Source organism: Acidovorax sp., assembly GCF_021287135.1.
Lineage (GTDB): Bacteria > Pseudomonadota > Gammaproteobacteria > Burkholderiales > Burkholderiaceae_C > Acidovorax.
Genome location: NZ_JAJTBB010000022.1, coordinates 51,486 through 76,899, shown reverse-complemented (window position 1 = coordinate 76,899; position 25,414 = coordinate 51,486). Strand labels below are relative to the sequence as shown.

Genomic DNA, 25,414 nt, shown 5'->3' with positions numbered 1-25,414 from the left:
TGGTTTTGCCCTTATTCTCAGTGGCTCCGTTGTGCCGCCTTCCGACGCGTGAATCTACCCACCCCCGCCATCGTCTCCCAGGACGCTGTCAGCCCCCTGCCCCGCTGGGCGCTGATCCTGCTGTGCATTGCCTACGTCGTCCCCGGCTTCGTGGGCCGCGACCCCTGGAAAAACGCCGACGTCACCGCCTTTGGCTACATGCTGGAGCTGTCCCAGGGCCGCACGCCCTGGCTGAGCCCGCTGCTGGGGGGGCTGCCCCCCGAAACCGAAGGCCTGTTGCCGTACTGGCTGGGCGCCTGGGCCATCCAGGCCGCGCCCTCGTGGATTTCGGCGGAGATGGCCGTGCGTATCCCATTTGCCGCGCTGCTGGTGCTGACGCTGGCCGCCACCTGGTACGCCGCCTACTACCTGGCCCGCAGCCCGGGGGCCCAGCCGGTGGCCTTCGCCTTCGGCGGAGAAGCGGCGCCGCGGGACTACGCCCGCGCCATTGCCGACGGCGCGCTGCTGGCCCTGATCGCCTGCCTGGGGCTTGCGCAGCTTTCCCATGAGGTCACCAGCTACCTGGTGCAGCTCAGCTGCACGGCACTGGTCTTTTTTGCGGTGGCCGCCCTGCCGTACCACACGCTTGTCCCCGCAGTGGCGCTGGGCGTCGGCATGGCCGGCCTTACGCTGGCTGGCGCCCCGGCACTGACGGCGCTGCTGGGTGTGGGCAGCATGGCCGTGATCGTCTACGCCCCGGGCAGCGGCACCGACCGGCGCCTGCGCTGGGTGCTGGCCCTGGCGGCCGCCACGCTGGCGGCCGCCCTTCTGGCAGGGGCCCTGGACCTGTGGCGCTGGCGCATCGTGGGCGTGGCATCGGGCGGCAAGGAGTGGCAAAGCCTCACGCGGCTGCTGCTGTGGTTCGGGTGGCCCGCCTGGCCGCTGGCCCTGTGGACGCTGTGGCGCTGGCGCCGGCAGATCTTCAGCCCCCGGGGCCATCGCCACCTGTGGCTGCCGCTATGGTTCTCCATGGTGTCCATCGGCGCCACGGTGACCACCCAGCCCGCAGACCGGGCCCTGCTCCTCGGGTTGCCGGCCCTGGCGGCCCTGGCCGCCTTCGCGCTGCCGACGCTGCGGCGCAGCGTGGGTGCGCTGATTGACTGGTTCACCCTGCTGTTCTTCACGGTGTCCGCGCTGGCGATCTGGGTGATCTGGGTGGCGATGCAGACCGGGGTGCCCGCCAAACCGGCCGCCAACGTGGCCCGGCTGGCGCCCGGCTTTGTGCCGCAGTTCTCGCTGATCGCGCTATTGGCAGCCCTGGCCGCCACGGCGGGCTGGTGCGCCCTGGTCTGGTGGCGCGCCGCCCGCAACCGCGCCCCCATCTGGAAGAGCCTGGTGCTGCCGGCCGGCGGCGCGGCGCTGGGGTGGCTGCTGCTGATGACGCTGTGGCTGCCCCTGCTGGACTACGCCCGCAGCTACCAGCCGCAGGTGCGCAGCGTGGTGGCGGCGCTGGGCCCGTCGCCGGGCTGCGTGCAGACCGTGGGGCTGAGCCGCGCCCAGGTGGCCGCACTGCAGTACCACGGCGGCCTGTCACTGCAACGGGCGCGGCTGCAGGACGATTGCAACTGGCTGGTGGCCGATCTGGCCGCGTGGCCCGCTTCGGAACGTCTGGTCCGGGCGTCCCAGTGGGAGCTGCAGGCCACCATTGCCCGCCCCACCGACAAGAACGACCACCTGCTCGTGTTCCATCGCGCGGAACCTGCGCGCTGATGTCCGAGCGGTCGATCATCGCCCGCCACGCGCTCACCGTGCTGGCGGGCCAACTGGCCGTGATGGCGTTCGGCGTGGCGGACACCATTGTCGCGGGCCGGCATGGTGAGGCTTCGCTGGCCGCGCTGTCGGTGGGCAGCGCCATCTTCATCAGCGTGTATGTGGCGCTCATCGGCGTTTTCCAGGCGCTGCTGCCCGTCTGGGCGGAGCAGCGCGGCGCACGCCAGACCGCCGCCCTGGGCCGCAGCCTGCGGCAGGCGCTCTACCTGTGCGCCGCCGCCTCGCTGGCGGGCGTGTGCCTGCTGCTCTCGCCCGGCCCCCTGTTGCGATGGACCGAAGTGCCGCCCGCCCTGCGCGGCGACGTGGAGCGCTATCTGGCCGTGCTGGCGCTGGCCCTGCCGCCCGCCCTGCTCTTTCGCATGTACAGCACGCTCAACCAGGCGCTGGGGCGCCCCAAGCTGGTGACCTGGCTGCAGGTGGGCTCCCTGTTCATCAAGCTGCCGCTGTCCGTCTGGTTCACGTTCGGGGGTGCCGGCCTGCCGGCCCAGGGCGTCGTGGGGTGCGCCTGGGCCACGCTGGTCGTCAACTGCAGCATGCTCGCGGTCGCGGTCTGGCTGCTGCGCACCCAGGACCTGTACGAGCCTCTGCAGATCTGGCGCCGCCTGGAGCCGCCGCATGGCCCCACGCTGGCCGCGTTCGCCCGGCTGGGCGTGCCGGCGGGGCTGGCCGTCATGGTGGAAGTGACCTCCTTCACGCTGATGGCGCTGTTCATTGCCCGCCAGGGCACGACGGCCGCTGCCGCCCACCAGATCGCCGCCAACGTGGCCGCCGTGCTCTACATGGTGCCCCTGTCGCTGGCCATTGCCACCAGCGCCCGCACCAGCTACTGGCTGGGCGCCGGGGAGCCCTCGCGGGCCCGCCATGCCGTCTGGACGGGCTTAAGGCTTGCAGCGCTTTGTGGGTGCGCGCTTGCAGCTATATTATTCATAGCAAAAGACGGCGTGGCACATCTCTATTCGCACCAGCCCGGGGTGGCCGCCGCGGCCGCGGGCGTGCTGGCCTGGGTGGCCGCCTACCACGCCGCCGACGCACTGCAGACCCTGTGCGTGTTCGTGCTGCGCTGCTACCGCATCACGGTGGCGCCGCTGGCGGTGTATTGCGTGCTGCTGTGGGGCGTCGGCCTGGCGGGCGGCTACCTGCTGGCATACCGGGGGCTGGGTCCCTGGCCTGCGACCCCGTCGCCCGCAGCCTTCTGGGCCGCCAGCGGCGCGGCGCTGGGCGTGACGGCCGCGTTGTTCCTGGCGCTGCTGCGCCGCGCCGTCAGCCCGGCAGGGAAAAGCCGCGCAGGCGGTTCGCCGGGAAGGTGACCGAAAACACCGAGCCCTTGCCCAGCGTGCTGGCAATGTCCAGCGTGGCGCCGTGCCGCTGCAGCACGTGCTTGACAATGGCCAGCCCCAGCCCGGTGCCCCCGGTTTCTCGGGAACGGCTGCGGTCCACCCGGTAAAAGCGTTCCGTCAGCCGCGGAATGTGCTCGGGAGCGATGCCGGGCCCGGTGTCCTGCACCGAAAACACCGCCCGGCCATCGGCAAGGCGCTGCCACCCCACCGTGATCGTGCCCCCGGCCGGGGTGTAGCGCACGGCGTTGCTGATGAGGTTGGACAGGGCGCTCTGCAGCTCGGCCGGCACGCCGGCGATCTCGCCTTCGGCCCGCAGCGCGTCGGCAGAGGGAAACACCATGGTGTGCGGCCGGGGCTGGTTCTGTGTGAGCAACCCCGACAAGGCGCGGCCGTCCTCCTCGCAGCGGTGCATCAGCGCGAACACGGGCGTCCATTCGGCCATGCCGGGCGGCGGGCTGCCCTCCAGCCGCGACAGGGTCAGCAGGTCTTGCACCACGCTTTGCATGCGCAGCGCCTGCTGGGCCATCATGCCCAGGTAGCGCGAGCGCTCTTCCGCGCTCAGGGGCAGGGTCTGCAGCGTTTCCACAAAGCCCATCAGCACCGTGAGGGGCGTGCGGATCTCATGGGACACGTTGGCCACGAAGTCGCGCCGCATGGCCTCGGCCTGCTCCAGCGCAGTGACGTCGCGCGACAGCAGCAGGGTGCGGCCGTCTCCGTAGGGATGCAGGTGCACCGACAGGCGCACCGGGCGCGAGGGCGTGCTCAGGCGCCCTTCCAGCACCACATCGTGGGTGAAGTCCTGTGCCGCCAGATAGGCGGTGAACTCCGGGTCCCGCACCAGGTTCCCGATGGACTGCATCATGTCGCGCTGCGCGTCAAACCCAAAGTGGCTGGCTGCCATCTGGTTGCACCATTCGATGCGGGCCTGGGCGTCCAGCAGCACCACGCCGTTGGGCGTGGCCTGCAGCGCCGCCAGGATCTCTTGCAGGCGGCTGTCGCTACTGCGGATTTCGGCCTCCTGCCGGCGCAGCAGGCGCCGTGCGCGGTCTGCGGCCTCGCCCCACATGCCCCGCATGGCGGGAACATCCGTCAGGTCCCCCGTGCGCAGCCAGCGCAGCACCCGCGCGCCGCGCAGCAGGTCCCAGGCAAACCAGACCCAGCCCGCGAGGGCCGCGCCCAGGGCGGCGCCCCACGGCCCGCCTTCCCACCAGCCCAGCCCCCCGCCCACCACCTGCCAGAGCAGGAAATACGTAATTCGCCACAGCATGCGCTCAGCCAAGCCTTCCCGGTCCAAAAACCCAGGGCGCCACGGGTGCGCCCACCATTCCCCGCGCCCGATCGACCTCGATCAGGCCTGCAATTGCACCTGGGGCTGGGCCGTGAGCCGGTAGCCTGCACCGCGCACCGTTTCCACCATCACCGATGCGGCGCCCAGCGCCTCGCGCAGGCGCTTGACGTGCACGTCCACCGTGCGCTCCTCGATGAAGACGTGGTCGCCCCACACCTTGTCCAGCAGCTGGGAGCGGCTGTGCACGCGCTCGGCATGCTTCATCAGGAAGTGCAGCAGCTTGAATTCGGTGGGGCCGACCTTGAGCGGCTGCCCCTGGAAGCTCACGCGGTAGGTCCCCGCGTCCAGCACCAGTTCGCCAATGGTCACGCTGTCGCTCACCTGCTCGGGCGCGCGGCGGCGCAGCACCGCGCGGATGCGGGCCAGCAGCTCCTGTGTGGAAAACGGCTTGGTGATGTAGTCGTCCGCGCCGGCATCCAGCCCTGCCACCTTGTCCGGCTCGTCGCCGCGCGCGGTGAGCATGAGGATGGGGATCGGCTTGGTCCGGGCGTCCGCGCGCCATTTGCGCGCCAGCGACAGGCCGCTCTGGCCGGGCAGCATCCAGTCCAGCAGGATGACGTCCGGCAGCACGGCATCCAGCTCGCGCTGGGCGGAATCGCCGTCTTCCGACCAGAAGGGCTGGAATCCGTTGTGCCGCAGGTTGACGGCAATCAGCTCGGCAATCGCGGGTTCGTCCTCGACGATGAGGACGCGTGGGAGCTTTCTCATAACAGTGCCAAAGCCCTTTCTTCTTACAGCACGGCCGATTCGATCTCGTCGAGGGCAGTGTGGCGCACATCCTTGCCCTTGACCAGATAGATGATCAGCTCGGCCACATTCTTGGAATGGTCTCCGATGCGCTCGATCGCCTTGGCCAGGAACAGCAGGTCCAGGCTGGGCGAGATGGTGCGGGGGTCTTCCATCATGTAGGTGATGAGCTTGCGCACGAAGCCGTCGAACTCCTTGTCGATGAGGTCGTCCTCCTTGAGGATGGCCACGGCCGCCTTCACATCCAGCCGCGCAAACGCGTCCAGCGTCTTGCGCAGCTGGCCCGAGGCGAGCTCGGCCGCCGTGCGCAGGTCGCTGGAGGGCAGCGAGCGCGGCGCCCCGCCTTCAATGATGGAGCGCACCATGCGGGCCATCTTGTTGGCCTCGTCGCCCATGCGCTCCAGGTTGGCCGTGGCCTTGGAAAAGGCCAGCAGCAGGCGCAGGTCGCGCGCGGTGGGCTGGCGGCGGGCGATGATGGAAGACAGCTCCTGGTCGATCTCGACCTCCATCGCGTTGATGCGGGTTTCCATGGCGGCCACGGTGTCCACGGCCTCCAGGCTGAACTGCGAGAGCGCGTACACGGCCTGGCGGATCTGGGACTCCACCATGCCGCCCATCTCCATCACGCGGGCGGAGACGCTGTTGAGTTCGCTGTCGAACTGCGAGGAAAGGTGTTTGTCTGGCATTTGGCGTACAACCTCACGGTTATGAATCAAATTGGCCGCTAGCGCTTATCCATCAAGCGCAAGCAGCTATAAATAATGTAGCAATCGCCCATCAGCCGAAGCGGCCGGTGATGTAGTCTTCCGTTTCCTTGCGCTCGGGCTTGAAGAAGATCTGCTCGGTGGCGCCGAACTCGATCATCTCGCCCAGGTACATGTAGGCGGTGTAGTCGCTGCAGCGTGCGGCCTGCTGCATGTTGTGGGTGACGATGGCAATGGTGTAGTCGTGCTTGAGCTCGTCGATCAGCTCTTCGATCTTGGCGGTGGACAGCGGGTCCAGCGCCGAGGTGGGCTCGTCGAGCAGCAGCACCGAAGGCTTCACCGCCACGCTGCGCGCAATGCACAGGCGCTGCTGCTGCCCGCCGGACAGCGACAGGCCGCTCTGGTGCAGCTTGTCCTTCACCTCGGTCCACAGCGCCGCCTTGGACAGCGCCCATTCCACGCGGTCATCCATCTCGCTCTTGCTCAGCGTCTCGTACAGCTTCACGCCAAACGCGATGTTGTCGTAGATGGACATGGGGAACGGCGTGGGCTTCTGGAACACCATGCCGATGCGGGCGCGCAGCAGGTTGATGTCCTGCTTCGGGTCCAGGATGTCCTGGCCGTAGAAGCTGATGGTGCCCTCGGCGCGCTGGCCCGGGTACAGGCTGTACATGCGGTTTAAGGTGCGCAGCAGGGTGGACTTGCCGCAGCCGGACGGGCCGATGAAGGCCGTGACCTTGTGCTCGGCGATGTTCAGGCTCACGTTGCGCAGGCCCTGGAACTTGCCATAAAAGAAATTCAGGTTGCGCAGCTCCAGCGCATTCTTGCTGGCAGTGGCGGTAGCGGTGGCAGTCATTGTCAAATCCTGGAAATGAAGGCGTTGTGTGTGTCTGCGGGACGAAGGAAGAGGAAGGCCCTGCGGGCTCAGGCGTGGCTCTTCTCACGCAGGAAGACGCGCGCCACCACATTGAGAATCAACACGGACAGCGTGATCAGCAGCGCGCCGCCCCAGGCCAGCCGCACCCAGTTTTCATACGGGCTCAAGGCGAACTGGAAGATCACCACCGGCAGGTTCGCCATGGGCGCGTTCATGTTGGTGCTGAAGAACTGGTTGTTGAGCGCGGTGAACAGCAACGGAGCCGTCTCGCCGCTGATGCGGGCCACGGCCAGCAGCAGCCCGGTCATCACGCCGCTGCGGGCCGCGCGCAAGGTGACCATGGTGGAGACCTTCCAGCGTGGCGCACCGAGGGCAAAGGCGGCTTCGCGCAGGCTGCCGGGCACCAGGCGCAGCATGTTCTCGGTGGTGCGCACGACCACCGGCACGGCGATCAGCGACAGGGCCAGGCTGCCGGCCCAGCCGGAAAAATTGCCCACGGTGGCCACGGCGATCGCATAGACGAACAGCCCCAGCACGATGGAGGGCGCCGACAGCATGATGTCGGTGACGAAGCGGGTCAGCTCGGCGACCTTGCTCTGCCCGCTGTACTCGGCCAGGTACACGCCGGCCAGCACGCCGATGGGCGTGGACACCAGCACGGTGAACCCCACCATCATCAGGCTGCCGACGATGGCATTGGCCAGACCGCCGCCTTCGGACCCCGGGGCGGGCGTGGACTGCGTGAACATGTTCCAGTCCAACGCCGCGAAGCCGTTGGTGAGCAGGACGCTCAGGATCCACAGCAACACGAACAGGCCCAGCGCCATCGCACCCAGCGACAAGGTGAGGCCGATGGCATTGGAGCGCTGGCGCTTTTTGTAGAGTTGTTGATTGAATTGCATGGAGCAGGTCTCAATAGGGATGAGATGCGCAGAAGGCAGGGGCTCAGAGGCCCTTGGCCTTCTCGGCGCGCAGCAGCATGATCTTGGCGGCCGACAGCACCACGAACGTGATCACGAACAGCAGGAAGCCCAGCGCGAACAGCGTGGACAGGTGGAAATCCGCGGCTTCGCCGAATTCGTTGGCCAGGGTCGAGGCAATGGAGGTGCCCGGCGAAAACAGCGAGGTGGGCATGCGGTTGGCGTTGCCGATCACAAAGGTGACGGCCATGGTCTCGCCCAGCGCGCGGCCCAGGCCCAGCATGACGCCGCCGATCACGCCTTTTTGCGTGTAGGGCAGCACCACGCGGCGCACCACTTCCCAGGTCGTGCAGCCCAGGCCGTAGGCGGACTCGCGCAGGATGGGCGGCACGATCTCAAACACGTCGCGCATCACGGCGGCCACAAAAGGCAGCACCATGAAGGCCAGCACGATGCCCGCCGCCAGGATGCCGAAGCCATTGGTGCTGCCGCCGAACAGGAAGCCCACCAGCGGCATGGAGCCCAGCAGCTTTTGCACCGGCACCTGGAAATAGTCGGCAAACAGCGGAGCAAACACAAACAGCCCGAACATGCCGTAGATGATGGACGGCACGGCTGCCAGCAGCTCCACCGCCGTACCGAGCGGCCGGCGCAGCCACACGGGGCAGGTTTCGGTGAGGAACAGCGCAATGCCGAACGCCAGCGGCACGGCAATCAACAGCGCGATGCCGGCACTGGCCAGGGTGCCCACGATGGCGATCGCGGCACCGAATTCCTCATTGACGATGTCCCATTCCACGCGCCAGATGAACTGGAGGCCGAACTTGTGGAAGGTCGGCCAGGCATAGACGAACAGCGAAACAATGATGCCCAGCAGAGCTGCCAGCACCAGCAGGGAGAGGCTCTGGGTCAGCCGGTGAAAAAGGATGTCCTGCAGGCGCTGCCGCTTGGCAATCGAGACCATGGTCTCGGTGGGGGCGCCCGCCTTCTTGACGGACACGGGTTGCGAACTCATGGTGGTTCCCACGCTCATGTTGACTCCCATCTGGCTTCTGGAGGCCCCACAAACCAGCGCCCATCGGCCAGACCAGCCGGCCGATGGGGCGTATTCTGGGGCAGACCGCTCTGGTGGCGGAAATTACTTCTTGATCTGCGACCAGACCTTGGACCGGATCTCGGCCGTCAGGCTGTCAGGCAGCGGCACGTAGTCCAGCTCGCTGGCCATGGTCTTGCCGTTCTTGAAGGCCCAGTCAAAGAACTTCAGCACTTCGGCGGACTGCGCCTTGTCGGCAGGGTCCTTGTACATCAGGATGAACGACGCGGTGCTCACGGGCCAGCTGTCGGCACCCTTGGCGTTCACCATGGAGATGCCCATGCCCGGCACGCTGAACCAGTCGGCGCTGGCGGCCGCAGAGGCAAACGTCTTGTCATCGGGGCTCACGTACTTGCCGTCAGCATTTTGCAGCTGCAGGAAGGTCATGTGGTTCTTCTTGACGTAGGCGTATTCCACGTAGCCGATGGCACCCTTCACGCGGGTGACGTTGGCGGCCACGCCTTCGTTGCCCTTGCCACCCACGGACGAGGGAGCAGGCCACTTCACGGCAGCGCCCTTGCCCACGGTGTCCGCCCACTCCTTGCTGACCGAGGTCAGGTAGTCGGTCCAGTTGAACGTGGTGCCGGAACCGTCGGCGCGGTGCACGATGGTGATGTTCTGGTCAGGCAGGCTCTTGCCGGGGTTCAGGGCCGCCAGCTTGGCATCGTTCCACTTGGTGATCTTGCCCAGGTACATTTCGGCCAGCACGGGCCCCGTCACGCGCAGCTCGCCCGGCTTGAAGCCGTCCAGGTTCACCACCGGCACCGTGCCGCCGATGATGGCGGGGAACTGCACCATGCCATCCTTGTCGAGCTCGGCACCCGACAGCGGCGCGTCCGATGCGCCAAACGCCACGGTCTTGGCGCGGATCTGGCGGATACCGCCCGAAGAACCGATGGACTGGTAGTTCAGGCCGACACCGGTTTCCTTCTTGTAGGCCTCAGCCCACTTGGCGTACATGGGGAAGGGGAAGGTGGCGCCAGCGCCCGTGATGTCCGCCGCGAAGGCGCTGCCAGTGGCCAGTGCAGCCAGAGCGACGGCGACAGTCTTGAGAAATGTGCGTTTCATTATTCAGTACCTTGTTGACGAGGGTTGACAGGAACAGCACGAACTCTAGAGCGCCAACGTGACAGTTCAGTGACAAAACAACATGCACTGTCCGCCACCTCCTCCCGTAGCGCCCGGCAGGCTTTGGGTCAGCTGCCTGACACTGTCATGGAGCTGTCATGCACGCGCGGGACACTGGCGGCCCGGCCCACGGGTGTGCCCGGCCCCTGCGGCTTGCAGCCTTCGCACGCAGGCGTCCGCGGTACGATGCCGACAGACGCTATCCACCAGATCCCATGCAAAACGGCACCCGACTCGCCGCAGTCGACCTCGGCTCCAACAGTTTTCGCCTTGAAATCGGGCGCTATGAATTCGGCCACATCCAGCGGGTGGAATACCTCAAGGAAACCGTGCGCCAGGGCAACGGGCTGGACGAGGACCGCAACCTCACCCGCGAAGCCATGGAGCGCGGCTGGGCCTGCCTGGCCCGCTTTGGCGAGCGCCTGGCCGGGTTCCCGCGCGCGCAAGTCCGCGCCGTGGCGACCCAGACACTGCGCGAAGCCCGCAATCGGGACGAATTTCTTGCGCGCGGCAGCCAGGTGCTGGGCTACCCGATCGACGTGGTTTCCGGCCCCGAAGAAGCCCGGTTGATCTACCAGGGCGTGGCCAGGCTGCTGCCGCAGTCCGATGAACGACGGCTGGTGGTGGACATCGGCGGCCGCTCCACCGAACTCATCCTGGGTCAGCAATTCGTGCCCCATGCGGTGGCGTCGTACCGCGTGGGAAGCGTGGCATGGTCGCAGCGCTATTTCGCCACGGGGGAATTCACTGCGCAGGCGTTCCTTGCCGCCGAGATCGCTGCCAAGGCCGTGCTGGACGAAGCGCTGGAAACGTTCCGCCCGGACACCTGGGAGGTGGCCTACGGCTCGTCTGGCACTGCCGGGGCCGTGGGCGATGTGCTGGCCGCTGCCGGCGGGCCGGAGGGCCTGATCACGCGCGAAGGCCTGCAGTGGCTCTATGAGCGCCTGCTGCGCGCACAATCGGCCGACCGCATCCGCATGGAGGGGCTCAAGGAAGAGCGCCGCGCCGTCATCGGCGGAGGCATCAGCGTGCTGCGGGCGGTTTTTGACCTGCTGAACATCGAGCAAATGCAGGTGGCCCAGGGCGCGCTGCGCCAGGGCGCGCTGTACGACCTGCTGGACCGCGAGCAGCCTGAGACCGACTTGCGCGCGAGCACCGTCAATGGCCTCATGCAGCGGTTTGCCGTGGACACGGAGCATGCCGACCGCGTGGCCCGCACGGCCTGCGCGCTATTTGACCAAGCGGCGCCGGCGGGCAGCGAGCGTGCTTCCCGCAAGCTGGAATGGGCCGCGCGGCTGCACGAGATTGGCTGCCACATCTCGCACAGCGACTACCACCGCCACGGCGCCTACATCCTGGACAACACCGATGCGGCCGGCTTCGCCGTGCCGGAGCTGCACCGGCTGGGCCTGCTGGTTCTGGGCCAGCGCGGCAAGGTGCGCAAGCTCGACGCGGACCTGCAGGACCCGGTCTTTGCCCTGCAGCTGCTGAGCATTCGCCTGGCCGTGGCCCTGTGCCACGCCCGCCGTGAACCGGACACGGGCGCCCTCGTCCTTCGGGCCCAGGGAAACCGTTTTCTGCTGGAGGCCCGCCGCGGATGGGCGACGTCCTTTCCGCAATCAGCACACCTGCTGCGCGAAGAAATGCAGGCCTGGCAAAAGACTCCCTGGGAGCTGGTGGTTGACCTGCCGTGACGGGTCGCAATAAACTATATAAACTGTTTATATCGTTTATTGCCCGTCTGCCACCATGACCACCTCCCCCACTCCCGCAGCCGTTCCGTCCGCAGTTCCTGCCGCCAAAGCCGCCGCCAAGCCGCTGGCGCCCAAGGCCAAGCCCTCCAGCAAAGCCGCTGTGGCAAGCAAGAAGCCCGCAGAAACGGCAAAGCCCGCCAAAGCTCCCCGCAGCAAGCTGCCGGCCGCAAAGCCTGCCGCCACCACCGCTGCGCCTGCCGCCAAGGACGCCAAAGCCAAGAAGCCCAAGCTGGTGCGTGACAGCTTCACGATTCCAAAGGACGAGTACGCGGCCATCGACACGCTGAAGCAGCGGTGCGCAACCCTGGCGCAGCCCGTGAAGAAGAGCGAGCTGCTGCGCGCCGGGCTGAAGGTGCTGGCCGCCATGGACGACGCCGCGCTGCGCGCCGCCGTCCAGGCCGTGCCCTCGATCAAGACCGGGCGCCCCAAGGCCGACGCAGCCGCCGCCCCGGTACAGCCCGCAGCCCCGAAGGCCGCCAAGGCAACGCGCAAGTAGAAAAACCGGCGCCGCCCGCCGCTACAGGCAGGACCGCAGCCGCGCCGGGTTCACAGAAACTCGGGCGACTGCACCGCTATCAGCAGCGTCTGGCTCTGCTCCAGCCGTTGGCGTTGCCGGAGCCACCAGACAGCGCCCTTGCGCACCGCGCATTCCGAGGCCTGCAGGCCCATCAGCTGCGCAATCGTCTGCCCCAGCATCGGCTGGTGGCCCACCACCAGGACGGCGCCCTTGGCGCGCGGCCACTGGGCAAGTTCCAGCAGGTCCTGCGGGGTGCCGCCCGGCAGCAGTTCCGCACGCACCTTGAACTTGCGGCCCAGGGCGCTGGCCGTTTGCTCGGTCCGGCGTGCGGGGCTGGCGAGCACCCGCAGCCCTTCCGGCAACTGGCGGTCCAGCCAGGCGGCCATGCGCGCGGCCTGCTTCTCCCCGCGGGGGGTCAGGGCCCGCGCCAGGTCGTCCGCGCCATCGGCGGCCTCTTCCGCCTCGGCATGCCGCCACAGAATCAGGTCCATCATGCCTTCCCCTGGTCCACGGCAGCCCCCGGGGCGGCGGGACCGTAGCGCACCATCAGCGCATCCTGCGCGCCCAGGCCGTCCAGCGGATGCGGCGCGCGCTGGTAGGAACCGTCTGCATTCAGGGTCCAGGCATCCCGGTCGTCGTGCAGGTAGGCCACCAGGCATTCGTCCACGATCTGCTGCCGCAGGCTTGCATCGGTCACGGGCCACGCCAGCTCCACCCGCCGCATCATGTTGCGGTTCATCCAGTCGGCGCTGGAGAGGTACAGATCCTCTTCGCCAGCGCTGCGAAAGTAGAAAACCCGGGTGTGCTCCAGGAACCGGCCGATCACCGAACGGACGCGGATGTTGTCGGTGGCGCCCGGCACCTGGGCCGCCAGCATGCACGCCCCGCGCACGATGAGGTCGATGCGTGCGCCGCGCTGCCCGGCCACGATCAGGGCGCGCATCAGCGCCTCGTCCGTCAAGGCATTCATCTTGGCCACGATGCGGGCGTCCTCCCCGCGGGCGGCCGCCAGCCCGACCTGCTCGATCTTGTCCAGCAGGCGCCGGTGCAGATGGAAGGGCGCCAGCATCAGCTTGCGCAGCTTGGGGGGGCGGTTTTGGCTGGCCAGGTGGTTGAACACGCCATCCATGTCCGCCGTGGTGTCCTCATCGGCGGTGAGGTAGCTCAGGTCGGTGTACAGCCGGGCGGTGCGCACGTTGTAGTTGCCGGTGGACAGGTGACCGTACCGCCGCAGCTTGCGCCCTTCCCTGCGCGTGACCAGCAGCATCTTGGCATGGGTCTTGAGCCCGACGACGCCGTAGACCACCTGGGCACCGATGGACTCCAGGGCCTCTGCCCAGTTGATGTTGGCCTCTTCGTCAAAACGCGCCTTGAGCTCCACGACCGCCATCACCTCCTTGCCCCGGCGAACCGCTTCCGTGAGCAGCTCCATGAGCTCGGAGTCCGCCCCGGTGCGGTAGATGGTCTGCTTGATGACCAGCACATCCGGGTCGTTGACGGCTTCGCGCAGAAAGGCCAGCAGCCCGTCGAAGCTCTCGAAGGGCTGGTGGATCAGCACGTCGCGCCGCCGCAGCTGCTCCATGATCGAAACGCCGGCTTGCAACTGGCGCGGCCATGCCGAATTCCACGGCGGAAACAGCAGGTCCGGAGCATCCACCAGATCGATCAACTGTGTCAGGCGCACCAGATTGACGGGACCTGGCACGCGGAACAGCGCGGCAGCAGGCAAGGCGAACTGCGCGAGCAAAAAGTCCGAAAGGAACTGCGAGCAGCCGGCCGACACCTCCAGGCGCACGGCCTGCCCATAGTGGCGGTGCTGCAACCCTTGGCGAAGCGCGGTCCGCAGGTTGCGCACGTCTTCCTCGTCCAAGGCCAGGTCCGAGTGGCGGGTCACCCGGAACTGGGAGAACTCCGTCACTTCGCGTCCGGGGAACAGATCCTCCAGATGCGAGCGCACGATGCTTGAGAGACTGACGAAAAGCGCCTCGCCGGCAGCGAGCCGGGAAGGCATGCGAATCAACCGGGGCAGCGCGCGGGGCACCTTGACGATGGCGATCTCGTTTTCGCGGCCGAACGCGTCCTGCCCCTTGAGCCGCACGATGAAGTTCAGCGACTTGTTGGCCACCTGGGGGAAAGGATGCGCGGGGTCCAGCCCCACGGGAATCAGCAAGGGCCGAACCTCGTCCACAAAATAGTCGCGCACCCAGCGCTTCTGCGCCGGCGAACGCTCGCCGTGGCCGAGGATGCGGATGCCATGGGCGGCAAAGGCGGGAACCAGGGAATCGTTGTACAGCGCGTACTGCCGCTGCACCAGGTCGTGCACCTTGGCGGCCATGGCCTCGAATGAGGCGGTCGAATACAGACCCTGGGTCTCGCCCTTTTGGGCTGCGGTGATATGGGGTGCTGCTCGCACCTCAAAGAATTCATCCAGGTTGGAAGAGACGATGCACAGGTAGCGCAAGCGTTCCAGTAGCGGAACATCGGTGCGCACCGCCCAATCGAACACCCGCTCGTTGAACGCCAGGATGCTGTGGTCCCTGTCCAGATGGCTGTAGGGCGCAGCCGCAGGGGCCGGCGCGGCTGGTGGCGGCACGGTGGTGTCAGACGGGCCGCTGCCTGCGCTCACGGCAGCGGCACCGTCATGGAAAGGCGTGGGCAACATGTATACGCAAAAGCGGCAAACCTCGATCTCTGCAGTATTTAACGTCCAGATGACAGAGATGTGACAGATTTTGTGACAGTCACATCCCGCCCGCGATTGGGCTGGGCGGGCACCAGGTACTGTTCAAACAGCCGCGCCGCATGGGCCCAGGTGAAGTCCAAGGCACGGGCGCGGGCCTCCGACCGGGGGACGGCCAGCGCCTGCTGGGCCGCGGTGCGCAAATCGCCGTGCAGAACCCCGCCACGTGGCGGTTCCCCGCCGTGGGCGCCCAGGACGGCCATGGGCCCATCCTCGGGAAAGGCTGCAACCGGGGTCCCACAGGCCATGGCTTCCAGCATCACCAGGCCAAAGGTTTCCGACCGGCTGGGAAAGACAAACACGTCGGCAGCCGCGTACACCTGCGCCAGCGCCGCACGGTCCAGAATGCCCAGCCAGCGCACATGCGGGTATTTGGCCTGCAGGCGGGCCTGCAGCGGCCCGACGCCGCACACCACTTTGGAGCCCGGCAAGTCCAGCTGCAAAAAGGCCTCAATGTTCTTCTCGTACGAAATCCGCCCCACATACAGCGACACGGGATGCGCCAGGGCGCCGGTCAGCGGGCTTGGCGTCGCAGCGCCGTGAAAAGAAAAGGCCTCGGTATCCACCCCATGCGTCCACGCGCGCAGGTTGCGAAATCCCCGCGACGCGAGCATATCCAGGACCCCTTGCGTGGGCACCATGACGCCCGAGGACGGCCGGTGGAAATGCCGCAGCCACGCATAGCCCCAGCCCAGCGGCACACGCAGGGCGGCATACAGGATGTCCGGAAACCGCGTGTGAAACGCCGTGGTGAACGCCAGCCCGCGGCGAAGGCAGTAGCGGCGCCCCGCCCAGCCCAGAGGGCCTTCCGTCGCCAGATGGATGGCGTCCGGCGCTGCCGCGTCCAGGATTGCCGCAAGGCCGTTGCCCGGCCGCACTGCCAGATCAATGCCAGGGTAGCCAGGGCAGGGACGGGTGCGGAACTGACCCGGATGGACCACCTGCACTTCGTGCCCGAGCGCCTGCAACTCGCGCACCAACTCCAGCAGCGTGGTCACCACGCCATTGACCTGGGGCAGCCAGGCATCCGTCACCAGGGCGATTTTCATGACACGGTGGCGGCTTGCGCCCGGGATGCGGGAACCAAGGCGGGATGCCAGGTCAGCAGTTCCAACCGCCCGTCCAGGTGCTCGACCAGCGCCGTGTGGCTCTCGACCCAGTCGCCATCATTGCAGTACAGCGTGCCGCCGATCTCGCGCATTTCGGCCCGGTGGATGTGCCCGCACACCACGCCGTCATGTCCCCTGCGGCGCGCCTCCGCGGCCACGGCCTCTTCAAAGTCCATGACGTAGTTGAGCGCCTTCTTCACCTTGCCCTTGAGGTAGGCCGACAGCGACCAATAGGGCAAGCCCATGCGACGGCGCAGGGAGTTGAGGTGGCGATTGAGCTTGAGGGTGAACTCGTACAGGTTGTCGCCCAGGTACGCCAGCCATTTCGCACACTGGATGACGCCGTCGAAATGGTCCCCGTGGGTCACCCACAGGCTGCGCCCGTCCGCCGTGGTGTGCACGGCATCCTCGCAGACCTCGATGCCGCCGAAAGAGTGGCCGATGAAGCCGCGGGCAAATTCATCATGGTTGCCAGGCACGAAGACCACCCTGCACCCCTTGCGCGCACGGCGCAGGAGCTTTTGCACCACATCGTTGTGGGCCTGGGGCCAGAACCACCTTCGCCGAAGCTGCCAGCCGTCGACGATATCCCCCACGAGGTACAGATGGTCGCTGGGATGGTGCTTGAGGAAGTCCAGCAGGGCCGCCGCCTGGCAGCCGGGCGTTCCCAGGTGGACATCCGAGACGAACACAGCGCGAAAGCGCCGCCGCCCCGGGGCCGCAGTGCTTTCCTCTCGGCACTCCGGGCCCATGGAAGACTCCAGGAACGGCCCCAGGGCGTCGAAAGCGGTGCGCATCAGGCCCCCAGAAAGTGCTTGCGGTACCGGGGGTGCAGGTCCGCCAGCCGCATCAGCATGGGCAGGTCGGCGGTGTTGAAGTCGGGGTCCCAGGCGGGTGCACCCAGCACGCGGGCGCCCAGGCGCAGATATCCCTTGATGAGTGCCGGCGGCTCGACGCTCACGGAGCCGTCGAGTTGCTCTACCGGCAAGGGCAGCCTCGGCCGCACGCGGTGTTCGATCGGTGCCAGGTGCGTGCGGGACACCTGCTGCCAGATGCTGGCGGCGGCGTCCCCGCTGACCACTCCATTGAACAGCATGGGGATGCTGGCGCAACCAATCATTGTGTCCAGCTGGTTGCGCACCATGAAATCCGCCAGCGCGCCCCACAGGGCCATGATGACGCCACCATGGCGATGCTCGGCATGGACACAGCTGCGCCCCAGCTCCACCATGCGCGGTCGCAGCGAGCGCAGGCGCGTGAGGTCGAACTCCGTATCGCTGTACGTGCTGCCGATGCGCCGCGCCTGGGCCGGAGTGAGCACCCGGTAAGTCCCAATGACTTGCTGGGTCTGCACATCGCGCACCAGCAGGTGCTCGCAGTAGCTGTCGAACAGGTCGACATCGTGGCCGGGAATGGGGGTCGTCAATCGAGCGCCCATCTCGCCTGCGAACACGTCGTACCGCAACCGCTGCGCCTCGCGCACTTCGTCCTCGTGGCGCGCCCAGGCGACCTGGATGCCTCCACGTTCAGGCGCCTGCGGCAGGGCGGCGCGCTGCAAAGTGCCATCCACGGGAGACGATGGCGTCAAAAGGGTCAGCTCATTCATGGTCCAGCATCTCCTCGCATCAGCGACAAACAGTAGGTAGGGATGCAGGTGGCTGCGGGCAACAGACCTGCTCCCTGCGGGCAGTGTGGAAGCCCACGATGACGCAGACGTGTCGGCGGAATGTCAGAACCATGACGGCCACCCGAAGCTCCCGGCAGAAGCAATCACAGCCGGAGCCCCACCCCCCACACAGGGCGAGCGAACTCCCGGCTGCGGGCCGCCCTGGCCGGTGTACGGGTATGGCGCCACCGGGCGCCTCCGCGGCACCCGCGCTGCTACACTTTGGTACAAATGATCGCGGGCCGTCCGGCCCTCCCCTGCCCCGTACCGGTCTCCATGTTTGCGCCGTACAGCGCTCCAGAGCTGCAGCGAACTGGAGTAGCCCCTGACGTCCCCCTGCAGCGCGCTTTGCGCGAACAGCAAACCCTGCTCGACAGTGCCGGGGTGGGCATCGTGTTTCTGCGCCAGCGCAGCGTGGTGCGTTGCAACCAGCGGTACGCGGAAATTTTCGGCCATTCAGCCGCCCAGGATCTGGTGGGGGTCAGTACCGAAACGTTCTACCCGTCGCGGGACGCTTTCCGGGAGTTGGGGCGCATGGCCTACCCGGTGCTGGCACAAGGCCAGACCTTCCGGGTGGAGCGCCAGTTGCGCCGATGCGACGGCAGCCTCTTCTGGGGCAGCCTGACCGGCCGGCTCATCAATCCCCAAGACACGGCCGAGGGCTCCATCTGGATCCTGGACGACATTGACGAGCAAAAACGCGCCCACGCGGAGCTGGGGGCCGCCGTGCGGGAGAAGCAGCTGTTGTTCGACAGCGCCATGGTGGGCATCGTCTTCCTGAAAGACCGGAACCTGACCCGCTGCAACCGGTACTTCGAGCAGATGCTCGGCTACTGCGCGGGTGAGCTGGCGGGCAGCTCGTCACGCCGGTGGTACGGGAGCGAAGCCGCGTGGAAGGACGCGGGCCGCCGGTGCTATCCCGTCCTGGCCGCAGGCCAGACCTATGCGGGCGAACTGGAGCTGTGCCGCAAGGACGGAACCCCCGTGGTCTGCGATGTGCGGGCCAAGTCCATTGACCCTGCCGACCCGTCCCTGGGGTCCATCTGGATTGCCGTGGACATTACCGAGCGCAAGCGGGCGCAGGCACTGCTGGCCAGCGCCCATGAGGACCTTGAGCGGCAGGTGCAGGACCGTACGCGCGAATTGCGCGAAACCGTGGACAACCTGCACCGGGAGATCAACGAACGCAAGGCCGACCAGGAACGCATTTACTGGCTGGCGCACTACGACGCGCTCACCGGCTTGCCCAACCGCACGTTGCTGGCCGAGCGTGCCCAGCAGGCCATCCGCGTGGCGCAAGAAGGCCAAACACCCCTGGCCCTGATCTTCCTGGACCTGGACCACTTCAAGCATGTGAACGACTCCCTCGGCCACCGGGTGGGCGATGCGCTGCTGGTGGAGATCGCGAAGCGGCTGCGGGCCGTGGTGCGCGAGCGCGACACGGTATCGCGGCTGGGAGGGGACGAGTTCATCCTGCTGCTGCCGGGGGCCAACGCACATGGCGCCGCACGCGTGGCGGGCAAGCTGCAGGAGGCGTCGCGCCAGCATTACCAGATCGGCCACCACGAACTCACCATGGCGCCTTCCATGGGCATTGCACTGTTTCCCCAGGACGGCACGGACTTCGACACCCTCACGCAGTCGGCCGACGTGGCCATGTACCGGGCCAAGCTGGACGGGCGCAACACCTTTAAGTTCTTCACCCCGGAAATGCAGGCGCAATCGGTGCGGGCGCTGCAGCTGGAGAATGCCCTGCGGCGCGCGCTGGAGCGCGACCAGCTGCACTTGCACTACCAGCCCCAGATGAGCCTGACTACGGGGGCGGTGCGCAGCGTGGAGGCCCTTGTGCGCTGGCAGCACCCGCAGCTGGGCAATGTGTCGCCCGCCGAGTTCATCCCCATTGCCGAGAACAGCGGCCAGATCCTGCAGATCGGAGAATGGGTGTTGCGCACGGCGCTGGCGCAGCTCAAGGACTGGCATGCCAAGGGGTTCTCGGGCCTGACCATGGCGGTGAACCTGTCGGCCATCCAGTTCCGCCAGCCGCAACTGCCCGAGCTGGTCAGCCGCACGCTCGCCGAATTCGACCTGCCCGCGCAGTCCCTGGAACTGGAGTTGACGGAAGGCGTCGCGGTAGACGACCCGCACACCGCCGTATCGACCATGGACCAGCTGCATGCACGCGGCGTGCGCATGTCGATGGACGATTTCGGCACCGGCTACTCGTCACTGAGCCAGCTCAAACGGTTCCAGATCTTCAAGCTGAAGATCGACCAGTCCTTTGTCCGCGACCTGAGCGATGACGGGAATGACCGCGCCATCGTGAGCGCCATCATCCGCATGGCGCAGGCATTGGGCATGCGCACCACGGCCGAGGGGGTGGAAACGCCGGGCCAACTGGCCTTTCTGCGCGAGCAGGGATGCGACGAGGCGCAGGGCTACCATTTCAGCCGGCCGCTTTCGGCCCAGGAACTGGAAGCGTTCATGCGCACGCTGCCGCACTGACGGGCGGCGCGGACGCAGCCCCGCTATCCCGCGCGGGCCGCGTCGGCAAGCCGCTGAGCGCAGGAGTTCGCCACCTGAGCGTCACGGGCTTCCACCATCACGCGCAGCAATGGCTCCGTGCCACTGGCCCGGATCAGCACCCGGCCGGAGGATCCCAGCTCGCGCTCCACCGCCTGCGTGGTTTCGGCCAGCAACCCATTGGCCTTCCAGTCCTGCCCGGGCGCCAAGCGCACGTTGAGCAGCACCTGCGGAAACAACGCCACGTCCGCAAGCAGTTGCCCCAGCGTGCGCCCGCTGCGCACGCAGGCCTGCAGCACCTGCAGGGCGCTTACCAAGCCATCCCCGGTGGTGTGCCGGTCCAGCACCAGCAGGTGCCCCGAGCCTTCGCCGCCCAGAACCCAGTGGTGCCGCGCCAGTTCTTCCAGCACATAGCGGTCTCCGACCTTGGCCCGCACAAACTTCACGCCCCGCTGCTGCAGTGCCACTTCCACGGCCATGTTGGTCATCAGGGTGCCGACCACGCCGGGAACATGCTCGTCACGCCCCATGCGGTCCGCGGCCATCAGGTACAGCAGCTCGTCGCCGTTGTACAGCCGACCGGTGGCGTCCACGATCTGCAAGCGGTCGGCGTCGCCATCCAGCGCAATGCCGTAGTCGGCATGGTTGGCGCGCACCGCACGCACCAGCGCATCCGGGTGGGTGGCACCCACCTCGTGGTTGATGTTGAGGCCGTCGGGCGCACAACCGATCGACAGCACTTCGGCACCCAGTTCGTGGAACACTTTCGGGGCCACCTGGTAGGCCGCGCCATGGGCTGCGTCCACCACGATCTTCAGGCCCTTGAGGGTGAGGTCCTGCGGAAACGTGCTCTTGCAAAACTCGATGTAGCGGCCGGCCGCGTCGTCCAGCCGGCGTGCTTTGCCCAGGCTGGCGGAATCGGCCCACACGGGGGGCTCATCCAGGGCAGCTTCCACCGCCTGCTCCCACGCGTCCGGCAACTTGGTTCCCTGCGCGCTGAAGAACTTGATGCCGTTGTCCGGGTAGGGGTTGTGGCTGGCGCTGATGACCACGCCCAGGCTCGCACGTTGCGCGCGCGTCAGGTAGGCGACGCCCGGGGTTGGCAGGGGCCCCAGCAGCACGACGTCGACACCCGCGGAGTTGAACCCCGATTCCAGCGCGCTTTCCAGCATGTAGCCGGAGATGCGGGTGTCCTTGCCAATCAGTACCGTGGGGCGCTCTTCGGTGCGGCGCAACACCCGCCCAACCGCATGGGCCAGCCGGAGCACAAAGTCCGGCGTGATGGGCGGCTGCCCAACCGTGCCACGAATTCCATCGGTTCCAAAATAGCGGCGTGTCATGGGGGTGGTCTCCTCGCGAGAATCTCGTTGTAGGTAGTGGGCGTGGCTCCGCAGGTGGGGCGCCTGCACAGCGGGACGGCTCCGGAAAAAACTCAAGGGGCGCTGCGCATCGCATTCCACACGGCCAGCGCCGCCACGGTCTCGCGCACGTCATGCACGCGCACCACGGCCGCTCCGCGCTCTGCGGCCAGCACGGCAGCGGCCACGCTGGGCACCATGCGCTCTTGCACCGGCCAGCCGGTCACTGCACCCAGGGACGATTTGCGCGACCAGCCCGCCAGGAGCGGATAGCCGGCTGCCCGCAAGGCCGGCTGCCGGGCGAGCAACGCAAAATTTTGCTCCACCGTCTTGCCAAAGCCAATGCCGGGGTCCAACACGATCCGATCCTTGGAGACCCCCAGCCCTTGCAACGCCTGCGCAGAGCGCTTCAAAAATGATAGTACCTCCGAAACCACGTCGCCCTCCATCGGGGCCGTCTGCATGGTCTGGGGATCGCGGTGCATGTGCATCAGGCAGACGCCGCACCGGGGATGCGTTGCCACCGCCTGCGCAGCCCCCGGCTGGCGCAGTGCCCAGATGTCGTTGATGATGTCCGCCCCCGCATCCAGCACGGCCCGCATGACTTCGGGCTTGTAGGTGTCCACGGAGATCGGCACGTTGAGCGAGACGGCGCCCCGCACCACGGGCAGCACGCGCGCCAGTTCCTCGTCCAGCGGCACCGCCGGGCTGCCCGGGCGTGTGGACTCGCCCCCGATGTCCAGAATGTGGGCGCCCTCGCGGAGCAACTGCTCGCAGTGCCGCAAAGCCGCCGCCGCCGTACCGTGCTGTCCACCGTCGGAAAACGAGTCCGGCGTCACATTGACAATGCCCATCACCCGGGGCGAAGAAAGGTCGATGGAAAAACGGGAGGTCTGCCAGGTCATTGGCGATCCAGGGAAGTGCAGGCTGGTCCGGCCCCGGCAGGGCCCGCGCCCTGCTGCGGCGGGAACGAAAAACGGGGCGCAAAGGCCCCGTCGAAACGGACTGGAGTCAATCCCCCACCGCTCAGGCCGCCGAAGGGGCTGTGCCTGTGGTCACCGCGGGAGTGCCGCCGCTGGAGTTGTCACCCCCCGAGGGCGGCGTGCGCGGCGTCCAGTCCTTGGGCGGACGCGGTGCCTTGCCAGCCATGATGTCGTCGAGCTGCTCGGTATCGATGGTTTCCCACTCCAGCAGGGCCTTGGCCATGGCGTGCATCTTGTCGCTGTTCTCTTCGATCAGGCGACGGGCCAGGTTGTACTGCTCGTCGATGATGCGGCGCACTTCGCTGTCCACCTTCTGCATCGTCTGTTCGCTCATGTTGGTGGTCTTGGTCACCGAGCGGCCCAGGAATACCTCGCCTTCGTTCTCCGAGTAGACCATCGGGCCCAGAGCCTCGGTCATCCCGTAGCGCATCACCATATCACGGGCGATGTGCGTGGCGCGTTCGAAGTCGTTGCTCGCTCCCGTGGTCATCTGGTTCATGAACACTTCTTCAGCAATCCGGCCGCCAAACAGCATGCTGATCTGGTTGAGCATGTACTCGCGGTCGTAGCTGTAGCGGTCCTGCGCGGGCAGGCTCATCGTCACGCCCAGGGCGCGGCCGCGGGGAATGATGGTGACCTTGTGCACGGGGTCGCACTTGGGCAGCAACTTGCCGATGAGGGCGTGGCCCGCCTCGTGGTAGGCCGTGTTGCGGCGCTCCTCCTCGGGCATGACCATGCTCTTGCGCTCAGGGCCCATCAGGATCTTGTCCTTGGCCTTTTCGAAGTCCTGCATCTCCACCGTGCGCGCATTGCGGCGGGCTGCCATCAGCGCGGCTTCATTGCACAGATTGGCCAGGTCGGCACCGCTCATGCCGGGGGTTCCGCGGGCAATGATGCCGGCGTTCACGTCCTGGCCAATCGGGACCTTGCGCATGTGCACGTTCAGGATCTGCTCGCGGCCGCGGATGTCCGGCAGCGTCACATACACCTGGCGGTCGAAGCGGCCCGGACGCAGCAGGGCCGCATCCAGAATGTCCGGGCGGTTGGTGGCAGCCACCACGATCACGCCCAGGTTGGTTTCAAAACCGTCCATCTCGACCAGCATCTGGTTCAGCGTCTGCTCGCGCTCGTCATTGCCGCCGCCCAGGCCTGCGCCACGCTGGCGGCCCACGGCGTCGATTTCGTCGATGAAGATGATGCAGGGCGCGTTCTTCTTGGCGTTCTCGAACATGTCGCGCACGCGGGCAGCACCCACGCCCACGAACATTTCCACGAAGTCGGAGCCGGAGATGCTGAAGAACGGCACTTTGGCCTCGCCCGCAATGGACTTGGCCAGCAGCGTCTTGCCGGTGCCCGGGGGGCCGACCAGCAGCAGGCCGCGGGGAATGCGGCCGCCGAGCTTCTGGAACTTCTGCGGGTCTTTCAGGAAGTCCACGACTTCCTTGACTTCTTCCTTGGCCTCGTCGCAGCCGGCCACGTCGGCAAAGGTAACGGTGTTGTTGTTCTCGTCGAGCATGCGCGCCTTGCTCTTGCCGAAGCTGAAGGCGCCGCCCTTGCCGCCGCCCTGCATCTGGCGCATGAAGTACACCCACACGCCAATCAGCAGCAGCATGGGGCCCCAGCTGACCAGCAGCGTCGTCAGCAGCGAGCCTTCCTCGCGGGGCTTGACGTCGAACTTGACGTTGTTGTTGATCAGGTCGCCCACCAGGCCGCGGTCGAGGTACGTGGCCGTAGTGCGGATCTTGCGGTCATCGTTGGTGACGGCCACGATCTCGGTGCCGCCCTGCCCTTCCTGGATGGTCGCGCTCTTGATGCGGTTGCTGCGGACTTCCTCAAGGAACTCCGAGTAGCCGATGTGGCCTGCACTGGCGCCGGCACGGGTGTCAAACTGTTTGAACACCGTGAACAGCACCATGGCAATGACCAGCCACACGGCAATTTTTGAAAACCACTGATTGTTCAAGCGGAGCTCCAGTTGCGGACTACAGAAAACGGACACATGCCCGTCACGGCACGCATGTGCGGCCCATTTTAGGTCTTTCAAGCGGGCGGACCATGCCTAATCCCACTAGCGGCCATGGAAACAGCGCGGGCTTTGGGCCCCTGCCCGGCGTCTTCTTGACCTGAGGCAAGGCGCCTCAGGAAGGCTTTTTCAACCCCATCCCCACCAGGAAGGTCTCGGCGGACCGGTCGCGCGATGCCTTGGGCTTCATCGGCTTGACCACCCGGAAGGTCTGCTTGAACAGCGTCACCAGGTCGCTGTACCCGCTGCCATGGAAGAGCTTGACCACCAGGGCGCCCTCCGGCTTCAGGTGGTGGCAGGCAAAGTCCACGGCCAGTTCCACCAGGTGGGCGATGCGCGCCGCATCGGCCGACTCGATGCCCGACAGGTTGGGGGCCATGTCCGAGACGACGACGTCCACGGCCCGCCCTTGCAGCGCGGCCTCCAGTTGCGCCAGCACGGACTCCTCGCGGAAATCGCCGTGCAGGAAGGTGACTCCCTCGATCGGCTCCATGGGCAGGATGTCGAGCGAAATGATGGCGCCGTTGAGCTCGCCCACCGCGGCGCCGCCCGGCGACAGGCGCCGCCGCACGTACTGGCTCCAGGCACCGGGGGTGGAGCCCAGGTCCACCACCGTGGAGCCGGGTTTGATCAAGCCCAGTTGCTCGTCGATTTCCTTGAGCTTGTAGGCGGCGCGGGCCCGAAAACCCTCTTTCTGGGCCAGCTTGACGTAGGGGTCATTCACATGGTCGTTCAGCCATGCCTTGTTGACCTTCTTGCTTTGGGTTTTGACTTTCATTGC

21 protein-coding genes are annotated in these 25,414 nt (G+C 66.9%); 5 read left to right on the top strand and 16 right to left on the bottom strand.

Annotated elements, in window-relative coordinates:
- Nucleotides 1-48 precede the first annotated feature (48 nt).
- Nucleotides 49-1,749, top strand: a complete 1,701-nt coding sequence (locus tag LWW96_RS06290; RefSeq protein WP_291485116.1) for a hypothetical protein — start codon at nt 49-51, stop codon at nt 1,747-1,749.
- Nucleotides 1,749-3,116, top strand: a complete 1,368-nt coding sequence (locus LWW96_RS06285; protein ID WP_291485114.1) for an MATE family efflux transporter — start codon at nt 1,749-1,751, stop codon at nt 3,114-3,116. The genes LWW96_RS06290 and LWW96_RS06285 overlap by 1 nt, the downstream gene beginning before the upstream one ends.
- Here the strand turns inward: LWW96_RS06285 and phoR are convergent.
- The 7 genes from phoR to pstS form a co-directional block, all read right to left on the bottom strand.
- Entirely contained in the window at nt 3,070-4,413 is a 1,344-nt protein-coding gene (gene phoR, locus LWW96_RS06280) for a phosphate regulon sensor histidine kinase PhoR (protein WP_291485112.1), read from the bottom strand. The genes LWW96_RS06285 and phoR overlap by 47 nt on opposite strands.
- 81 nt (nt 4,414-4,494) lie before the next feature.
- Nucleotides 4,495-5,202, bottom strand: a complete 708-nt coding sequence (gene phoB / locus LWW96_RS06275; protein ID WP_291485110.1) for a phosphate regulon transcriptional regulator PhoB — start codon at nt 5,200-5,202, stop codon at nt 4,495-4,497.
- A 23-nt stretch (nt 5,203-5,225) separates the two neighbouring features.
- Nucleotides 5,226-5,927, bottom strand: coding sequence for a phosphate signaling complex protein PhoU (gene phoU, locus LWW96_RS06270; protein ID WP_291485108.1), 702 nt, complete (start codon nt 5,925-5,927; stop codon nt 5,226-5,228).
- 91 nt (nt 5,928-6,018) lie between these two features.
- Complete coding sequence (pstB, locus tag LWW96_RS06265; protein ID WP_291485106.1) at nt 6,019-6,801, bottom strand: phosphate ABC transporter ATP-binding protein PstB; 783 nt, start codon at nt 6,799-6,801, stop codon at nt 6,019-6,021.
- A 68-nt stretch (nt 6,802-6,869) separates the two neighbouring features.
- Complete coding sequence (pstA, locus tag LWW96_RS06260; protein ID WP_291485104.1) at nt 6,870-7,724, bottom strand: phosphate ABC transporter permease PstA; 855 nt, start codon at nt 7,722-7,724, stop codon at nt 6,870-6,872.
- A 43-nt stretch (nt 7,725-7,767) separates the two neighbouring features.
- The gene (pstC, locus tag LWW96_RS06255) at nt 7,768-8,787 is read right to left on the bottom strand and encodes a phosphate ABC transporter permease subunit PstC (RefSeq protein ID WP_291485103.1); all 1,020 of its coding nucleotides are present in this window, start codon (nt 8,785-8,787) and stop codon (nt 7,768-7,770) included.
- A 93-nt stretch (nt 8,788-8,880) separates the two neighbouring features.
- The gene (gene pstS, locus LWW96_RS06250; protein ID WP_291485101.1) at nt 8,881-9,903 is read right to left on the bottom strand and encodes a phosphate ABC transporter substrate-binding protein PstS; all 1,023 of its coding nucleotides are present in this window, start codon (nt 9,901-9,903) and stop codon (nt 8,881-8,883) included.
- 275 nt (nt 9,904-10,178) lie between these two features.
- On the opposite strand from pstS, the gene LWW96_RS06245 reads away from it, so the two are divergent.
- Both LWW96_RS06245 and LWW96_RS06240 read left to right on the top strand, forming a co-directional pair.
- A complete protein-coding gene (locus LWW96_RS06245) occupies nt 10,179-11,657 on the top strand; it encodes a Ppx/GppA phosphatase family protein (protein WP_291485099.1) in 1,479 nt (492 codons plus the stop codon).
- A gap of 55 nt (nt 11,658-11,712) precedes the next feature.
- Nucleotides 11,713-12,213 carry a hypothetical protein gene (locus tag LWW96_RS06240; RefSeq protein WP_291485097.1) on the top strand — a complete coding sequence of 167 codons (501 nt, stop codon included), beginning with the start codon at nt 11,713-11,715 and terminating at the stop codon, nt 12,211-12,213.
- A gap of 50 nt (nt 12,214-12,263) precedes the next feature.
- Here LWW96_RS06240 and LWW96_RS06235 read toward each other — a convergent pair whose 3' ends face one another.
- From LWW96_RS06235 to LWW96_RS06215, 5 genes are read right to left on the bottom strand one after another with little or no spacing between them, the layout of a single operon-like run.
- Nucleotides 12,264-12,728, bottom strand: a complete 465-nt coding sequence (locus LWW96_RS06235; RefSeq protein WP_291485095.1) for a histidine phosphatase family protein — start codon at nt 12,726-12,728, stop codon at nt 12,264-12,266.
- On the bottom strand, nt 12,725-14,896 hold the full coding sequence (gene ppk1 / locus LWW96_RS06230) for a polyphosphate kinase 1 (RefSeq protein WP_291485093.1): 2,172 nt from the start codon (nt 14,894-14,896) through the stop codon (nt 12,725-12,727). Before ppk1 ends, LWW96_RS06235 begins: the two co-directional genes overlap by 4 nt.
- Nucleotides 14,897-14,934: 38 nt before the next feature.
- On the bottom strand, nt 14,935-16,023 hold the full coding sequence (locus LWW96_RS06225) for a glycosyltransferase family 1 protein (RefSeq protein WP_291485090.1): 1,089 nt from the start codon (nt 16,021-16,023) through the stop codon (nt 14,935-14,937).
- A complete protein-coding gene (locus LWW96_RS06220) occupies nt 16,020-16,880 on the bottom strand; it encodes a UDP-2,3-diacylglucosamine diphosphatase (RefSeq protein ID WP_291485088.1) in 861 nt (286 codons plus the stop codon). Before LWW96_RS06220 ends, LWW96_RS06225 begins: the two co-directional genes overlap by 4 nt.
- Nucleotides 16,880-17,689 (bottom strand): GNAT family N-acyltransferase, encoded by an 810-nt coding sequence (locus LWW96_RS06215; RefSeq protein ID WP_291485086.1) that lies wholly within the window; start codon nt 17,687-17,689, stop codon nt 16,880-16,882. Before LWW96_RS06215 ends, LWW96_RS06220 begins: the two co-directional genes overlap by 1 nt.
- Nucleotides 17,690-18,025: 336 nt before the next feature.
- On the opposite strand from LWW96_RS06215, the gene LWW96_RS06210 reads away from it, so the two are divergent.
- On the top strand, nt 18,026-20,251 hold the full coding sequence (locus LWW96_RS06210; RefSeq protein ID WP_291485084.1) for a bifunctional diguanylate cyclase/phosphodiesterase: 2,226 nt from the start codon (nt 18,026-18,028) through the stop codon (nt 20,249-20,251).
- A 23-nt stretch (nt 20,252-20,274) separates the two neighbouring features.
- Here the strand turns inward: LWW96_RS06210 and glmM are convergent, their stop codons facing one another.
- From glmM to LWW96_RS06190, 4 genes are all read right to left on the bottom strand, one after another.
- Nucleotides 20,275-21,609 (bottom strand): phosphoglucosamine mutase, encoded by a 1,335-nt coding sequence (gene glmM, locus LWW96_RS06205; protein WP_291485081.1) that lies wholly within the window; start codon nt 21,607-21,609, stop codon nt 20,275-20,277.
- 92 nt (nt 21,610-21,701) lie between these two features.
- Nucleotides 21,702-22,532, bottom strand: coding sequence for a dihydropteroate synthase (gene folP / locus LWW96_RS06200; protein ID WP_291485079.1), 831 nt, complete (start codon nt 22,530-22,532; stop codon nt 21,702-21,704).
- A 121-nt stretch (nt 22,533-22,653) separates the two neighbouring features.
- Nucleotides 22,654-24,573 carry an ATP-dependent zinc metalloprotease FtsH gene (gene ftsH / locus LWW96_RS06195; RefSeq protein ID WP_291485077.1) on the bottom strand — a complete coding sequence of 640 codons (1,920 nt, stop codon included), beginning with the start codon at nt 24,571-24,573 and terminating at the stop codon, nt 22,654-22,656.
- Between the two features lie 175 nt (nt 24,574-24,748).
- The gene (locus tag LWW96_RS06190) at nt 24,749-25,411 is read right to left on the bottom strand and encodes an RlmE family RNA methyltransferase (protein WP_291485075.1); all 663 of its coding nucleotides are present in this window, start codon (nt 25,409-25,411) and stop codon (nt 24,749-24,751) included.
- Nucleotides 25,412-25,414: the final 3 nt, after the last annotated feature.

Coding starts and splice junctions, on each gene's coding strand:
- LWW96_RS06285 (WP_291485114.1), top strand. CDS start 1,749: ATGTCCGAGCGGTCGATCATCGCCCGCCACGCGCTCACCGTGCTGGCG.
- LWW96_RS06215 (WP_291485086.1), bottom strand. CDS start 17,689: ATGAATGAGCTGACCCTTTTGACGCCATCGTCTCCCGTGGATGGCACT.
- LWW96_RS06210 (WP_291485084.1), top strand. CDS start 18,026: ATGTTTGCGCCGTACAGCGCTCCAGAGCTGCAGCGAACTGGAGTAGCC.
- LWW96_RS06240 (WP_291485097.1), top strand. CDS start 11,713: ATGACCACCTCCCCCACTCCCGCAGCCGTTCCGTCCGCAGTTCCTGCC.
- LWW96_RS06225 (WP_291485090.1), bottom strand. CDS start 16,023: ATGAAAATCGCCCTGGTGACGGATGCCTGGCTGCCCCAGGTCAATGGC.
- LWW96_RS06235 (WP_291485095.1), bottom strand. CDS start 12,728: ATGATGGACCTGATTCTGTGGCGGCATGCCGAGGCGGAAGAGGCCGCC.
- pstC (WP_291485103.1), bottom strand. CDS start 8,787: ATGGGAGTCAACATGAGCGTGGGAACCACCATGAGTTCGCAACCCGTG.
- phoB (WP_291485110.1), bottom strand. CDS start 5,202: ATGAGAAAGCTCCCACGCGTCCTCATCGTCGAGGACGAACCCGCGATT.
- ppk1 (WP_291485093.1), bottom strand. CDS start 14,896: ATGTTGCCCACGCCTTTCCATGACGGTGCCGCTGCCGTGAGCGCAGGC.
- phoR (WP_291485112.1), bottom strand. CDS start 4,413: ATGCTGTGGCGAATTACGTATTTCCTGCTCTGGCAGGTGGTGGGCGGG.
- LWW96_RS06190 (WP_291485075.1), bottom strand. CDS start 25,411: ATGAAAGTCAAAACCCAAAGCAAGAAGGTCAACAAGGCATGGCTGAAC.
- LWW96_RS06245 (WP_291485099.1), top strand. CDS start 10,179: ATGCAAAACGGCACCCGACTCGCCGCAGTCGACCTCGGCTCCAACAGT.
- folP (WP_291485079.1), bottom strand. CDS start 22,532: ATGACCTGGCAGACCTCCCGTTTTTCCATCGACCTTTCTTCGCCCCGG.
- pstS (WP_291485101.1), bottom strand. CDS start 9,903: ATGAAACGCACATTTCTCAAGACTGTCGCCGTCGCTCTGGCTGCACTG.
- LWW96_RS06220 (WP_291485088.1), bottom strand. CDS start 16,880: ATGCGCACCGCTTTCGACGCCCTGGGGCCGTTCCTGGAGTCTTCCATG.
- pstA (WP_291485104.1), bottom strand. CDS start 7,724: ATGCAATTCAATCAACAACTCTACAAAAAGCGCCAGCGCTCCAATGCC.
- phoU (WP_291485108.1), bottom strand. CDS start 5,927: ATGCCAGACAAACACCTTTCCTCGCAGTTCGACAGCGAACTCAACAGC.
- pstB (WP_291485106.1), bottom strand. CDS start 6,801: ATGACTGCCACCGCTACCGCCACTGCCAGCAAGAATGCGCTGGAGCTG.
- glmM (WP_291485081.1), bottom strand. CDS start 21,609: ATGACACGCCGCTATTTTGGAACCGATGGAATTCGTGGCACGGTTGGG.